At 63.0% G+C, this 14,980-nt stretch carries 9 protein-coding genes; 3 read left to right on the top strand and 6 right to left on the bottom strand.

Translation table 11 applies throughout. From position 1 onward, the window contains the following. Positions 1-2 precede the first annotated feature (2 nt). Complete coding sequence (baeS, locus tag GFU70_RS17845; RefSeq protein WP_153388524.1) at positions 3-1,421, bottom strand: sensor histidine kinase efflux regulator BaeS; 1,419 nt, start codon at positions 1,419-1,421, stop codon at positions 3-5. 112 nt (positions 1,422-1,533) lie between these two features. On the opposite strand from baeS, the gene GFU70_RS17840 reads away from it, so the two are divergent. Genes GFU70_RS17840 through GFU70_RS17830 form a run of 3 tightly spaced genes read left to right on the top strand, consistent with a single transcriptional unit; the run spans position 1,534 to position 7,270 of the window. Further along, positions 1,534-2,727: an efflux RND transporter periplasmic adaptor subunit gene (locus GFU70_RS17840; protein ID WP_153388523.1), complete on the top strand. Its 1,194-nt coding sequence runs from the start codon at positions 1,534-1,536 to the stop codon at positions 2,725-2,727. Positions 2,728-2,729: 2 nt separating this feature from the next. Then, positions 2,730-5,876 (top strand): efflux RND transporter permease subunit, encoded by a 3,147-nt coding sequence (locus GFU70_RS17835; RefSeq protein WP_153388522.1) that lies wholly within the window; start codon positions 2,730-2,732, stop codon positions 5,874-5,876. Next, a complete protein-coding gene (locus tag GFU70_RS17830) occupies positions 5,873-7,270 on the top strand; it encodes an efflux transporter outer membrane subunit (RefSeq protein ID WP_116641845.1) in 1,398 nt (465 codons plus the stop codon). The genes GFU70_RS17835 and GFU70_RS17830 overlap by 4 nt, the downstream gene beginning before the upstream one ends. A 1,707-nt stretch (positions 7,271-8,977) precedes the next feature. On the opposite strand, the gene GFU70_RS17825 is transcribed toward GFU70_RS17830, so the two are convergent. The 5 genes from GFU70_RS17825 to GFU70_RS17805 all read right to left on the bottom strand — a co-directional run bounded on the left by GFU70_RS17825 (position 8,978) and on the right by GFU70_RS17805 (position 14,978). Beyond that, positions 8,978-9,976: a helix-turn-helix domain-containing protein gene (locus GFU70_RS17825; protein WP_058544524.1), complete on the bottom strand. Its 999-nt coding sequence runs from the start codon at positions 9,974-9,976 to the stop codon at positions 8,978-8,980. Between the two features lie 88 nt (positions 9,977-10,064). Further along, positions 10,065-11,543 (bottom strand): aldehyde dehydrogenase family protein, encoded by a 1,479-nt coding sequence (locus GFU70_RS17820; RefSeq protein WP_064106940.1) that lies wholly within the window; start codon positions 11,541-11,543, stop codon positions 10,065-10,067. 74 nt (positions 11,544-11,617) lie between these two features. Continuing rightward, complete coding sequence (locus GFU70_RS17815; protein ID WP_153388521.1) at positions 11,618-12,466, bottom strand: VOC family protein; 849 nt, start codon at positions 12,464-12,466, stop codon at positions 11,618-11,620. Between the two features lie 22 nt (positions 12,467-12,488). Further along, positions 12,489-14,135, bottom strand: coding sequence for a bifunctional 3-(3-hydroxy-phenyl)propionate/3-hydroxycinnamic acid hydroxylase (locus GFU70_RS17810; RefSeq protein ID WP_153388520.1), 1,647 nt, complete (start codon positions 14,133-14,135; stop codon positions 12,489-12,491). A 21-nt stretch (positions 14,136-14,156) separates the two neighbouring features. Continuing rightward, the gene (locus GFU70_RS17805) at positions 14,157-14,978 is read right to left on the bottom strand and encodes an IclR family transcriptional regulator (RefSeq protein ID WP_058542441.1); all 822 of its coding nucleotides are present in this window, start codon (positions 14,976-14,978) and stop codon (positions 14,157-14,159) included. Positions 14,979-14,980 lie beyond the last annotated feature (2 nt).

Genomic DNA, 14,980 nt, shown 5'->3' with positions numbered 1-14,980 from the left:
GTTCAGGCGTTCCGTGGCAGGCGCAGGGTCAGCCAAAGCCCGCCCAGCGGCGAGTGATCGGCGCTGAGGCTGCCGCCATGGGCCAGGGCGATGCTTCGACAGATGGCCAGTCCCAGGCCAGCGCCGCCACTGGCGCGATTGCGTGAGGTTTCACCACGGTAAAAACGCTCGAACAACCGTGATAACTGGTCGGCATCGACCCCAGGGCCGGAGTCCAGGAACTCGACGCGCACGGTATCGCCATCGCTGGCGGCTCGAATGCGCAGCACGCCACCCTCGTCGGTATAACGCACGGCATTTTCCAACAGGTTGCTGAACAGTTGCTGCAAGCGCTTGGGATCGGCCTCCAGCCGTAGCGACGATGCCGGCAGTTCCAGCTCCAGGCTCAAATGCCGGGCATTGCAACGTTCCTGGAACATCGCCACGCAACCGTCCAGCAAGTCGTTGAGATCGCATTCGCTCTTGCGGTAGGTCAGCGCGCCGACATCGGCCAGGGACAGTTCGTACAGATCGTCCACCAGTTTGCTCAGCATGCCGACTTCTGCTTGCAACGATTTCATCGAGGCCTGATCGAGGGTGCGCACACCGTCTTCGATGGCCTCCAGTTCACCGCGCAATACCGACAGCGGGGTACGCAGTTCATGAGACACATCGGCCATGAATTCCCGGCGCATTTTTTCGTTGCGTTCCAGGGTATACGCCAGCTGGTTGAAGTCTCGGGCCAACTGCCCGACTTCGTCGTTGGAGGACACTGACACGCGGTTGCTGTATTCCCCGGCGGCCAGCCGGTGCGTGGCGGCGGCCACTCGCTTGACCGGGTCGAGCAGGGTACGGGCGATCCACCAGGCAATCAGCATCGCCAACAGCAACGAGAGCACGCCCACGGCCAGGCTCGTGCGCACCAGGTACAGGCGAAAGCGTTCGCCGCCAGCTTCGGTCACGTTCTGGAACGGCGTCACCGCCAGCCAGCCGACGGTTTTGCCGGCGACCTCGATCGGGCGCATCAGGGCGTCGTCGCCGATGGCCGAATAGCCCATGATCAGGTGTTTTTGTTGGTCGAGCAGGGCGATGCGAAACACCGCGCCGGTCAGGTCGGACATCGGCATGGGAGGGCGCCCTGGGGGGGTGGTGTTTTCGCCCGGTTCCGGGCGTAGCAGTTCGAACCAGCGATCGGGCTGGTTGCGCAGGAATTCCCAGTCGCCTTCGCGCTCGTAGGCGCCCGCCAGGCGGGGGAGCACCGGCTTCATGCGCAACAGTGCCTGTTCGTTGAGGTAGTCGAGAAAGCCGTTGCCAAAGCTCCAGCCGTTGGCCACTCCCATGCTCAGGATGACAAACAGCACGCTGGCCATGACGGCAATAAACAACTTGGTGGAGATGCTCAGTTTCATGGGCTCGGGCAGTTCGATGAATGGCCCGACCATTTAGGCCCTGGTGCGATGAAGATTCAAGGGCGGCGGACAATCTTCAATTTTCCTGCACATTTGCCTCGCAGTATGGCGCCTGGCTTGAACCATCCGTCTTGCAGAGGCAATTATGTCGACCAAATTATTCGCCAAATCCTTGGTGACCGCCGCCTTTCTGGTGTGCTTGATCGTTTTGTTCATGTTGGGCGGTTGCTCCGGCGAATCCGCGCCCACACCCGAACCGCCCAAGGTCTCGGTAATCACCGTGCAACCGCAAAGCCAGGCGCTGACCACTGAACTGGCCGGACGCACCCAGGCGTTCATGGTCGCCGAGATACGCCCGCAGGTGGGCGGTATCGTCCAGCAGCGGCTGTTTGTCGAAGGGGCCGAGGTCAAGGCAGGGCAGGCGCTGTACCAATTGGACGCGGCGTCCTACAAGGCCGCATTGGCTGAGGCCCAGGCGAACCTCGCCAAGGCCCGTGCCACCTTGAAGTCGGCCCAGGCCACGGCCAAGCGTGACGCCCAGTTGGTAAAGATCGATGCCATCAGCCAGCAGGACAACGAGGATGCCCAGGCCAGCCTGCTGACCGCCGAAGCGGAAGTGCAAGTGGCCCAGGCCGATGTCGACACCGCACGCATCAACCTGGCGTATACCCGCATCAGTTCCCCCGTCAGTGGGCGCATCGAAACCTCGACGGTCACGCCCGGCGCGCTGGTGGTCGCCAACCAGGACAGCGCACTGACCACCGTGCAGCAGTTGGACCCGATGTATGTCGACGTCACCCAGTCGACCACCGAACTGTTGCGCCTCAAGCGCGACCTGGCCAGCGGTGTGCTGCAGAGCAATGGCGAAGGTGAAGCGCGGATCAGCCTCAAGCTCGATGACGGCAGCACCTACGCCCATGAAGGTCGCTTGAAGTTCAGTGGGGTCAGCGTCAATGAGGGAACTGGCACGGTAACCCTGCGGGCGCAAATCGCCAACCCGGACCGGCTGTTGCTGCCGGGCATGTACGTGCGGGCGGTGCTGGAGCAGGCGCGGGATGACAAGGCCATCCTGATTCCACAGAAGGCGGTGACCCGCAGCGCCAGCGGCGCGACTTCGGTGCTGGTGGTGGTCAATGGCAAAGTCGAGCAGCGCATGCTGACCATCGACCGCGCCGTGGATAACCAGTGGTGGGTCACGGCTGGGCTGAACGCGGGAGACCAGGTGATTGTCGAGGGCGGGCAGAAAGTCCGGGTCGGTGAAACCGTCGTGGCACAGAACACCGGCACCCGCAGCCGTACGCAGAAAGCCACGCCTGTTGCCATTGCGCAGGAGGGTTGAACATGGCGCGTTTCTTTATCGACCGACCGATTTTTGCCTGGGTCATCGCCATCGTCATCATGCTTGCTGGCGCCTTGTCCATCAGCCAGTTGCCCTTGGAGCAATATCCGGACATCGCGCCGCCGACGGTGCGCATTTCCGCGACCTACACCGGCGCCTCGGCCAAGACCGTGGAAGACTCGGTGACCCAGGTCATCGAACAGCAAATGAAGGGCCTGGATAACCTGACCTACATGTCGGCCTCCAGCAGCTCTGATGGCAGCGCCAGCATCAGCCTGACCTTCACCGCCGGCACCAACCCGGACGTGGCCCAGATGCAAGTGCAGAACAAGCTGCAACAGGCCGAGTCGAGGTTGCCGCAGTCGGTGCAAAGCGAGGGCCTGACCGTGACCAAGGGCGGTTCGGACTTCCTGATGATTGCCGCCCTGGCGTCCGACAATCCGAGCGTCACCGGCACGCAGATCGGCGACTACATTTCCAGCACGCTGCTCGATTCCATCAGCCGCATCGACGGTGTCGGCGACGTGCAGACATTGGGCTCCGGCTATGCCATGCGCATCTGGCTGGACCCGGCCTTGCTGGAAAAATACGCGCTGATGCCTTCGGATGTCAGCACTGCCCTGGAGGCGCAGAACACCGAAGTTTCTGCCGGCCAGCTCGGCGCCATGCCGGCGGTGAAGGGGCAGCAGTTGAACGCCACCATCAGCGCCCGCAGCAAGCTGCAAACCGTCGAGGAGTTTCGCAATGTGGTGGTCAAGTCCACCAGCGACGGTGCGGTGGTGCTGCTTGGGGATGTGGCGCGGGTTGAATTGGGCAGCGAAAGCTACGACGTAACCTCCGCCCTCAACGGCAAACCCGCTGCCGCCATGGGCGTCCAGCTCGCCGCCGGGGCCAACGCCCTGAACGTGGGAGAAGCGGTGAAGGCCAAGCTCAAGGAGCTGGAGCCGTTCTATCCGACCGAGATGCAACTCAAGAACGTGATCGCCTACGACACCACACCCTTTGTCAGCCTGTCCATCGAAGAGGTGGTCAAGTCCTTGGGCGAGGCGATTGTCCTGGTCGTGCTGATCATGTTCCTCTTCCTGCAGAACCTGCGGGCCACGTTGATCCCCGCGATCACGGTGCCGGTGGTGCTGCTGGGGACATTCGGCGTGCTGGCGCTGTTCGGTTATTCGATCAACACCCTGACCATGTTCGCCATGGTCCTGGCCATCGGCCTGTTGGTGGACGACGCGATCGTGGTGGTGGAGAACGTCGAGCGGGTGATGGACGAGCAGGGGCTGTCGGCCCTGGACGCCACGCGCCGGTCGATGGATGAAATTACCAGCGCCTTGGTCGGCATCGCCCTGGTGCTCAGTGCGGTGTTCATTCCCATGGCGTTTTTTGGCGGTTCTACAGGCGTTATCTACCGGCAGTTTTCGGTCACCATCGTCTCGGCCATGGTGCTCTCGGTGCTCGTCGCCATGACGCTGACGCCGGCATTGTGCGCGACCCTGCTCAAGCCCTCCGATGGTCAGGGCCATGGCGCTCAACGCGGATTCTTCGGCTGGTTCAACCGCACGTTCGAGCGCACTGCCGAGGCCTATAAACGCCAGGTGGGGGGCATTTTGCAGCGCGGGCGTGTCGGTTGGCTGGTGTATGGGTTGGTGCTGCTGGTGATGGCCGCCGGTTATTTCAGCCTGCCGACTTCGTTCCTGCCTGACGAGGACCAAGGCATTCTCATGGCCCAGGTGCAGTTGCCGGTCGGGGCCACGGACAGCCGCACGCAAGCGGTGGTCAAGCAATTCGAAAGCTACCTGCTGGAACAGCCGGAAGTCGAAGCACTGATCAGCATTTCCGGCCTGGGCATGAACGGCAACAGCCAGAACAGCGCCCGTGCATTTATCCGCCTCAAGGATTGGAGCGAGCGTACGGGAGCGGGGCAGGATGCGGCGTCCTTCGCCCAGCGCGCGACCATGGCACTGTCGAGCATCGGCGATGCCAATGTGTTCGTCATGCAACCGCCGGCCGTACGCGGTTTGGGGCAGACGTCTGGCTTCGATGTACAACTCAAGGACCTCGCCGGCTTGGGGCATGACACGCTGGTGGCGGCGCGGGAAAAACTCATCGAGCTGGCCAACCAGGACCCTCGCTTGCTCGGCGTACGCAGCAATGGCCTGGACGACGCTCCGCAGCTCAAGGTCAGCATCGATGATCGCAAGGCCGGGGCCTTGGGCCTGAGCACCAGCGACATCAACACCACGCTGTCCACGGCGTTGGGCGGCACGTACGTCAATGACTTCCTCAACCAGGGGCGGGTGAAGAAGGTCTATGTCCAGGGCGAGGCCGCGGCGCGGATGCAGGCCGCTGACCTGGAGCACTGGTTTGTGCGCAACAGCAACGATGAAATGGTGCCGTTTTCCTCGTTCGCCAGCAGTTCCTGGAGCTACGGCTCGCCGTTGCTGGAACGCTACAACGGCAACGCCTCGCTGGAGGTGGTTGGCGATCCGGCGCCCGGCGTCAGTTCCGGGGACGCCATGGACGCGGTGGAAGCGTTGATCAAGCAATTGCCGGAGGGCATCGGCTACGAGTGGACCGGGCAGTCCTATCAGTTGCGCCTTTCCGGTTCGCAGGCGCCATTGCTGTACGGGATTTCGGTGCTGTTCGTGTTCCTCTGCCTCGCTGCGCTCTATGAGAGTTGGTCGGTACCTTTCTCGGTGATGCTGGTGGTGCCGCTGGGGGTAGTGGGCGCGGTGCTGGCCACGCGTGTCAGTGGCTTGAGCAACGACGTGTACTTTCAGGTCGGGTTGTTGACCACCGTGGGGTTGGCGGCCAAGAACGCGATTCTGATCGTCGAGTTTGCCAAGCACCTGCAAGAACAGGGCAACAGCTTGCGCGAGGCGACGCTGATCGCCGTGCGCCAACGCCTGCGGCCGATTCTCATGACGTCCCTGGCCTTCATGTTCGGCGTCTTGCCCCTGGCCCTGAGTAGCGGCGCCGGTTCCGCCGGACGCCAGGCCATCGGTACCGGTGTGCTGGGCGGCATGTTGTCCGCCACGGTGCTTGGGATCTTCTTCGTCCCGTTGTTTTTCGTGCAGATTCGCCGGCGTTTCGCCCGCGTTTCCACGGCTTCGACCTCTGTTCCATCCGCCCAGTCAGGTGACGCATGATCAAGTTCCGCTGGCCATTGCTGGCCATCCTCACGCTGCTCGGTGGCTGCATGAATCTGGCGCCGCAGTATGAACGCCCTGAGGCGCCGGTCTCCGAGCAATGGCTGCCGGTCGCCAGCACGCCCAAGGGCGAGGTGAGGGCCGATATCGAGTGGCAAAATTTCTTCACCGACAGCCGCCTGGCGCGCTTGCAGTCCTTGGCGCTGAGCAACAACCGCGACCTGCGCCTGGCGGTCCTGAACGTTGAAAAGGCCCAGGCGCAATACCGCATCCAGCGGGCTGAGTCCTTGCCGTCGATCGATGCCAGTGTCAGTGGCACCCACAGTCGTACGCCCGGCTCGTTGTCCAACACGGGCTCGGCGGCGACCACCCATGACTACAGTGCGCAACTGGGGCTGAGCAGTTATGAAGTGGACCTGTTTGGACGGGTGCAGAACCTTCAGGACGAAGCGCTGGAAGATTATCTGGCCCTGACCGAAACCCGGCGCAGCACGCAGATCAGCCTGGTGGCCGAAGTGGCGACGGCCTGGTTGACCCTGGCGGCCGACAACGAGCGCCTGCACCTGGCCCAGGAGACCTTGCGCAGCCAGCAGGCGACCTACGAACTGACCCAGCGCAGCCACGCCTTGGGCGGCTCGTCCGGCCTGTCCGTGGCCCAGGCGCAAACCACCGTGGAGTCGGCGCGGGTCGACGCGGCGGCGTATGAAAGCCAGATCCTGCAGGATCGCAACGCATTGCGCCTGCTGGTGGGCAGCGACATTCCCGAAGAGTTGTTGCCGGGCGCGTACCTGGAGTCGGCCGCGGCGCTGGTGCAGGTGCCGGCAGACCTGCCTTCCAGCCTGTTGCAACGACGCCCTGATGTGCTGGCCGCGGAGCATACGCTCAAGTCGGCCAATATCGACATCGGCGCCGCCCGTGCGGCGTTCTTTCCCAGCATCAGCCTGACGGCCAACGCCGGTTCCTCAAGCTCGGCCTTGTCTGGCCTGTTCAAGTCCGGCAGTGGCGCCTGGACGTTTGCCCCGAGCATCAGCCTGCCGATCTTCGATGCCGGCAGTAACCGCGCGACCCTGGACTCGGCCAAGACCGAGCGCGAGATCCAGGTGCAGACCTACCAGCAAACATTGCAGAGCGCCTTCAAGGAAGTGGCCGATGCCCTGGCGGAGCGCAGCACGCTGGATCGCCGCATCGAGGCCCAGCAGGCGTTGACCGACGCCAGCCGCAAGAGCTTCGAACTCTCCGACGCGTTATACCGTGGCGGTTCGCAAAGCTATCTCGAAGCCCTGGACGCCCAGCGCTCCCTGTACAGCGCGCAACAGGACCTGATCACCCTGCGCCTGACTGAACAGAGCAACCGCGTGACGTTGTACAAGGTGATGGGCGGCGGCTGGAACTAAGGAACCCGCGCCTGTGGGAGCAAAGCTTGCTCGCGATAGCGTCAGCACATCCAACATCACGTCAGACTGACCCACCGCCATCGCGAGCAAGCTTTGCTCCCACAGGGGATCTGTGGTGAGCATCGGACCCATGCCTCCTCGGAGCGCCTCGTGGGAGCAAGCTCAGCTCTCACAGGAGATTGTGGTGAGCTTCGGACCCCATGCCCCCCCGGGAACGCGCCTGTGGGAGCAAAGCTTGCTCGCGATAGCGTCAGCACATCCAACATCACGGCAGACTGACCCACCGCCATCGCGAGCAAGCTTTGCTCCCACAGGGGATCTGTGGTGAGCATCGGACCCATGCCTCCTCGGAGCGCCTCGTGGGAGCAAGCTCAGCTCCCACAGAAGATTTGTGGTGAGCACCGGACCCCATGTCCCCCCGGGAACGCGCCTGTGGGAGCAAAGCTTGCTCGCTATAGCGTCAGCACATCCAACATCACGGCAGACTGACCCACCGCCATCGCGAGCAAGCTTTGCTCCCACTGGGATCGGTGGTGAGCATCGGACCCATGCCTCCCCGGAGCGCCCCGGGGGAGCAAGCTCAGCTCCCACAGAAGATTTGTGGTGAGCACCGGACCCCATGCCCCCCCCGGGAACGCGCCTGTGGGAGCAAAGCTTGCTCGCGATAGCGTCAGCACATCCAACATCACGGCAGACTGACCCACCGCCATCGCGAGCAAGCTTTGCTCCCACAGGGATCTGTGGTGAGCATCGGACCCATGCCTCCCCGGAGCGCCCCGTGGGAGCAAGCTCAGCTCCCACAGAAGATTTGTGGTGAGCACCGGACCCCATGCCCCCCCGGGAACGCGCCTGTGGGAGCAAAGCTTGCTCGCGATAGCGTCAGCACATCCAACATCACGGCAGACTGACCCACCGCCATCGCGAGCAAGCTTTGCTCCCACAGGGATCGGTGGTGAGCATCGGCCCCGCGCCTCCCCGGAGCGCCCCGTGGGAGCAAGCTCAGCTCTCACAGGAGATTGTGGTGAGCTTCGGACCCCATGCCCCCCCGGGAACGCGCCTGTGGGAGCAAAGCTTGCTCGCGATAGCGTCAGCACATCCAACATCACGGCAGACTGACCCACCGCCATCGCGAGCAAGCTTTGCTCCCACAGGGATCGGTGGTGAGCATCGGCCCCGCGCCTCCCCGGAGCGCCCTGTGGGAGCAAGCTCAGCTCCCACAGAAGATTTGTGGTGAGCACCGGACCCCATGCCCCCCCGGGAACGCGCCTGTGGGAGCAAAGCTTGCTCGCGATAGCGTCAGCACATCCAACATCACGTCAGACTGACCCACCGCCATCGCGAGCAAGCTTTGCTCCCACAGGGATCGGTGGTGAGCATCGGACCCATGCCTCCTCGGAGCGCCCCTGTGGGAGCAAGCTCAGCTCTCACAGGAGATTGTGGTGAGCTTCGGACCCCATGTCCCCCCGGGAACGCGCCTGTGGGAGCAAAGCTTGCTCGCGATAGCGTCAGCACATCCAACATCACGTCAGACTGACCCACCGCCATCGCGAGCAAGCTTTGCTCCCACAGGGATCTGTGGTGAGCATCGGACCCGTGCCTCCCCGGAGCGCCCCGTGGGAGCAAGCTCAGCTCCCACAGAAGATTTGTGGTGAGCACCGAATCCAGCTCCCACAGGGCAATGGTGAACCATAGGAATTGGAAACAGGCTCAAGCCGCTGTCGATTTCTCTCGGCTGTCGCTCGCGGTGTCGCGGAACAGCCTGGGTGACATGCCGAACGTCGATTTGAAATGTCGGCTGAAGTGGGAACTGCTGCCATAACCCCAGGCGTAGGCGATCTCGGTGAGCGAGCGGTGGGCATGTTCCCGGTTGCGCAGGTCTTCGGCACAACGGGATAGGCGCCGCTGCCAGATGTATTCGCTGACACTGCACCCCAGTTCATCCTGGAAGGCGCGGTGCAGGCTGCGTACCGAGCATTGTTCGGCGTTGGCGATGCGTTCGATGGTCAGGTCGCGGTCGGCCAAGTGGCGTTCGATGTACGCCTTGAGGCGGTTCTGCTTGAAGAAGCGGAAGTCGTGTTCGAGTTGCTTTTCTTCCTGTTTGTTCTTCAGCGCGTTATCCAGCAGCCCGGTGATGCTGTCGCCGATCAGCCCGGCCGAATGGTTGTTCAGCAAGGGGTATTGGTTGTAGGCATCGCTGATCAGGTGCATGAGCATCCGCCCCAGTCCATTGCGACCGTTGAGGTGCATGTCGCCTGTTTGCCCCGGCTGCCCGGGTGCCCCTTGGAACAGGAGGATGAAATGTTCGCAACCCTGCGTGCTGGTCACGTTGAAAGGTTTGCCGCAGTCGACCAGGAGCATTTCGTCAGGGGCCAGCACGCTGCTTTGCTGGCCCTGCTCGAAATGACTGACACCCGCCACCTGCATGATCAACATGCGCGGTGTGTCGAGGGCGTCGACCGCTTTGCTCAGGTGGCGCGAATATCGATGGGCGCTGGCGGTCATCCGACAGAAACGCAGTTGGCCCAAGTCACCGTACTCCAGCCGTCCCTGGAAGTTAGTGTCATGCAGCGGGTCGATGAACGTCGATTCCAGCCGTTTTATATAGTCCGGCGTGCGCCCCAGGTGATCGCTCATGAACTCTTTCCACTTCATCAGGCGATCGGAGCGAACAACTTGCTCGGTGGACACGCAGGCTAAATGGTTCATTTTTCGCCTCTATTTATTATTGTTTTCCTGTGGATCGGGCAAAGGGGTCGACTTGCCCGATCCGGGTCTGATCAGGTTTGCCACAGGCTCAGAACGGGTAGTGATGGCCTCCGGGCTGCCAGGTCACCCAATGGGCACGGGTAAACTCATCCAGGGCATAGTGACCGTTGAAGCGACCGAGGCCGGAATTCTTCTCACCGCCGAACGGGGCATTGGGTTGGTCATCGACGGTGATGTCGTTGATATGGGTCATGCCCGCCACAATGCCGCGGGCGAAGTTCAAGCCGCGGGCCATGTCCCGGGTGAACACGGCGCTGGACAGGCCATACTCGCTGGCGTTCGCCAACGCCAATGCATGGGTTTCGTTTTCTGCGACCAGCAGCGGCAGCAGGGGGCCGAACGTTTCATCGCGGGCCAGCTCCTGATCGGCTTCCACTTCACCGAACACATGGGCCGGCAGCACCAGCCCGGAGGCCGGGCCGCCGCAAAGCTGCTTGAGGCCGGCATTCCGGGCGCCATCGAGCTTACGCAGCAGGCCATCGAGCTGGCTCTGATTGACCACTGGCCCGATCACCGTGTCTGCCTTGGTCGGGTCACCCGTCTTGAGGTTGCGCACGCGCTCCACCACCAGCGCCGCGAAATCGGCATACAGCGAGCGGTCGACGATTACCCGGTTGACGCTCATGCAGATCTGCCCCTGGTGCAGGAAACGCCCGACCACTGCGGCGTGCGCCGCAACTTCAATGTCGGCGTCATCCAGCACCACCAGCGGCGCGTTGCCGCCCAGTTCCAGGGCCACGCGCTTGATGTGTTTGCCCCCGGTGGCAATACGGCCGACATTGCGCCCCACATCCGTCGAACCGGTGAAGGAAATCAGGCTCGGCACCGGGTGCTCGACAAAGGCATCGCCGATTTCCGAGCCGGCGCCGACCACGACGTTGAGCGAACCCTCGGGGAAGCCGGCTTCTTCGAACAGGTGGGCAATCAGCAGACCGCCGGTCACCGCGGTGTCGCTGGCGGGCTTGAGCACGATCGTGTTGCCCAGGGCCAGTGCCGGCACCACCGAGCGCATGCTCAGGTACAGCGGGAAATTCCATGGGCTGATCACGCCCACCACACCCAAGGGTTCACGGAAGACAAAACTCTGTTCGCCGGGCTTGTAGCTGGTCAGGATCCGACCTTCGACCTGCATCGGCATCGTCGTGCATTCGCGCACCAGGTTCAGCGTGAATTGCCATTCCATGCTCGCCTTGATCCGGGTGCTGCCGGACTCGTGGATCAGCCAGTCGATGATTTCTTCACGGCGGTTCTGGATGACCTGGGCGAGCTTTTCAAGTTGTGCACCGCGCTGGGTGGGGTGCAGCTGTGCCCAGGCTGCCTGAGCCTGGTGCGCGGCCTGATAGGCGTCGTCGAGATCGGCAATCGAGGCCAGGGGCATCTCCAGTAGCTGTTCGCCGTTGAAGGGGTTGCGGTCGTCCAGGCGGCGTGCGGAGCGCCCTGCACGCCAGGTGCCGTTGATGTATTGGTCGCCATTGATGGCGTAGGGCGCGAGCGATTGAGTCGTCATGGTCTTTTACCTTTAGAGGCAGGTGGTCGCCTCGTTCAGAAATTAAGGGTGCAAACGCCGAGGGGGGAAACTGCTCAGCTCCTGATCCAGGCGCGGCCCCAGGAATTGAGTGTGTATTCCTCCTGTGCCCAGACACCGGGCTGGCGGCTGGCATCAGTGACTTCCAGCTCCGCCGAGAACTCCAGGCGGTTGCGATCGGCATCGACCACCATGAAGAACAGGTTGTTGCCCGGCCCATGTCGGCCGGGCCCGAAGAAAATGGGGATGCGTTCCTTGGCGAAGCGATCACCCCAGTCGCGGATGTCATTCCATTCGTTGGTTTCGTAACAGTGGTGGTCCCACTCGTTTTTCGAACCGCGGAAAAACGCCAAGGTGTGGTGTTCGTCGTCCGAGCGCAGGAAGCACGTCATGAGTTGGCCGGTCTGCTCATCCACGACATTGTCCGAAACAGTGAAGCCCACCGTGTTGACGTAGAAATCGATCATCGCTTCCAGCTCCGTGGTCTGGAACACCACGTGCTGCAAGCGCCCGGGCATGCCTAGGCCAGAGGCCTGGAGAGCGGGGTGAGCGACGCCAAATATCGTTTGCCGGCCCTGGGGATCACGAATCAGCAAAGCCCCCGCTTCGAGCAGCGGCGAGTCGACCTCTTCGATGACGCAACCGTTGCCCAGCAGGCGAACCCGCAGCGCCTGCAGTCGAGGCTGACTGCCCAGGTCGAACGCCGCCGCGAGCAGGCCGCTGTGGTCGGCGGGGGACACGAGCATGGCGCGTTGCGGGCCGCTGAGCATCCAGCTGCCATCGGCTTGCGCCTGGCTGTCCATATCCAGCATCCGCCGATAGAAATCGATTTGCCGTTGCGCGTCCTTGCTCGCCAGGTGCAGGTAGCACAGGCGTGCAGGTGTGGAAGTCTGGAGTGTTTGCATAACCACCTCTGTGCTTGAAGGTTCAATGAAAGACGGGCGCGATGCTCGGCTCGATTGCGCTGCTGTGGGCCACGGCGATGCCGAACAGCGATTGCAGAGATTCGGCGGCCCGGGTTTCGGTAGCCTTGTCGAAAATCGCGGCGATATAGCGATCCGGGCGCAGCAGCAGGAACGGCTGTGAATCGCCCAGCAGGGATTTGAGCTGGCCTTCACGGTCCTGGAGCACCGTGCAGCCGGGGATCGACGGCATGGCCTGGACAGACTCGGGCAGGATCAGGATGCGTCTGGCTTCGAGGTGGCTCCAGAGGCCATGCTGGAGTTCATCGATACGCTGGCGGGACGGGTCGCCGTATTGAATCAAGGCGAAGTCGGCGCCGATGGCGTCATCGAGCAGGCGTTCTTGGCCGTGGGCGTCGGTGAGCATCGGTTGCGGGAACATCTGTCCGCAGGACAACGTGCCGGCTTGCCCCTCGGTCAGCACCAGCCCCCGGGTGAAGCGGGGTTTGGGCTTGAAGCGCATTTGCAGGAAATAATCGCGCAACGGCGGCAACAGGCCGATCAAAGCGAATGCCCCACTGATCAGACGGGCACGCAGGACGGTGGCCGGTGCCATGACCACGCCGAGGTTCAAAGCCAACTTGATCAAGGCCCACGCATGATCACGACGCTCGCTTTCGTAGGACAGCAGTGCGCTTTGCGCCATCTTCCCCTTCAGCACGCCGACCAGCTTCCAGCCCAGGTTGTGGGCATCGCGAACGCCGCTGTTCATGCCTTGCCCGGCATAGGGCGGGGTCAGGTGCGCGGCGTCGCCGGCAAGAAACACCCGCTGCACCTGCCACCGCTCGGCGACCCGGGCGTGGAAGGTGTAGACCGTCTTGCGCACGATGGAAACCGGCGTGTCCCCCTTGAACGGGCGCAACAATGCTTGCAGGCAGTTTTCGTCGAGCACCTGTTCGTCCGTTTCATCGGGCTTGAGCAGGAACTCGAATCGGCGCGTACGGTGAGGGCCGGGCACTTCCACCACCGGACGCCTGGCGTCGCAATACACGCGGGTCTGCCAGAAGGGGTCGTCGTCCTGGTCGGTATCGACCACCAGCCAGCGCGAGGAGAAGCTCGAACCGACCATCTCGATCCCGAGTTGCTTGCGCACCGGGCTACGACCGCCGTCGCAGGCCACCAGGTAAGCCGCGTGGACTTCCAACAGTTGCCCTTCGGCGTCACGCACCAGCGCGCACACGCCGTGTGGGTCCTGGCTGAATTCCACCAGCTCGTGGCTGAACCGAGCCGTCAGGTTGGCAAAACGTTCGAGGCCTATCCTGAGGGTGTTTTCAAACAGCGGTTGGCGAAACGCGTTGCGCTTGGGGAACCCGTACAGCTTGCCGGTCGGCTCGACCTTGCCGAAGCAGCGACCGCCGGGCCGGGTGAAGTAGTGCACGCCGTAGCCGGGAACCACGTCCTTGAGCACAGCCTGGTCCAGACCGATGGCCTGCATGGTGCGCAAGGATTCGTCATCGATTGAAACCGCCCGCGGTTCGGTCACGGTGCCCGGCTTGCGATCGATGATCAGGGTGTCCACGTTGGCTTGGCCGAGCAGGTTGGCCAGGGTCAGCCCGGTAGGACCGGCACCGACGACCAGGACCTGGGTGTTGATGCGTTTGAGGGTTGTCATTGTTATTCCCTTGCAGATGGTTCAGCCCAGAGGCTTGGCGCGGTTGGCGAGCGCAGCCATGCGTTGCGACAGTTCCTGCGCCAGGGCAAGGATCTGCTGCCCTTGTGTCTCTTCCTGGGCACTGTCGCGTTCTCGCACCGGGCGCACGCAACTGATGCTGCCGACGACCTTGCCGTCGCCGTCGAAGATCGGCGCGGCCAGGCCATAGACGCCCGCGTCGACTTCGCCTGCGCTGGCCACGTAGCCTTGGCGACGCAGTTGCTGCAGCGAGCGACGAAACGCCTCCCAGGTCTGGCCAAGCTGACTGGCGCGCACTTCCTCGGGGTGGTCGAGAAACAGTTGGCTGTGTTGGCGCGAGGTCATGTTGGCAAGGATCGCCTTGGACGTCGCCCCCAGGAACAGGGGCCTGGGCGAGCCACGGGAGTAGCTGACCTCACTGAACAGGTCGCCGTGCTGGTGAATGCACACGACCTGGTCCTTGAACAGTCGGCAGATCAGCCAGACCTGATGTTCGCTCCACTGCGGGAAGCTGGGCTCAAGCGATTGTGCGGCGCGTACAAGGGGGTCGCTCAGGCGCAGTTGGCGGTCCCAGGTAATGATCCGCGCACCCAGGGCATAACGCCCGGCTTCGACCTGGAACAACAGGTTGGCCTCGGCCAATTCGCGCACGTAGCGGTAGATCGTCGAGCGGGTAAAACCCAAGGCGCCGCCCATGTCGTCCACCGCCCAGATCGGGTGCTGTTCGGTGAACAGGTCGAGTACCCGCAACATGCGCTCCAGGCTCGAACCTTTGCTGTCGCCCTCCTGCTCGGGCAGGGGGGCAGGGGTGTGTAGGTTTTCCATGG

Origin of the sequence: Pseudomonas brassicacearum, from assembly GCF_009601685.2 — a bacterium.
Taxonomy (GTDB): domain Bacteria; phylum Pseudomonadota; class Gammaproteobacteria; order Pseudomonadales; family Pseudomonadaceae; genus Aquipseudomonas; species Aquipseudomonas kilonensis_B.
The sequence above is the reverse complement of the archived record's forward strand: the minus strand, read 5'-3'. Positions and strand labels throughout refer to the sequence as shown.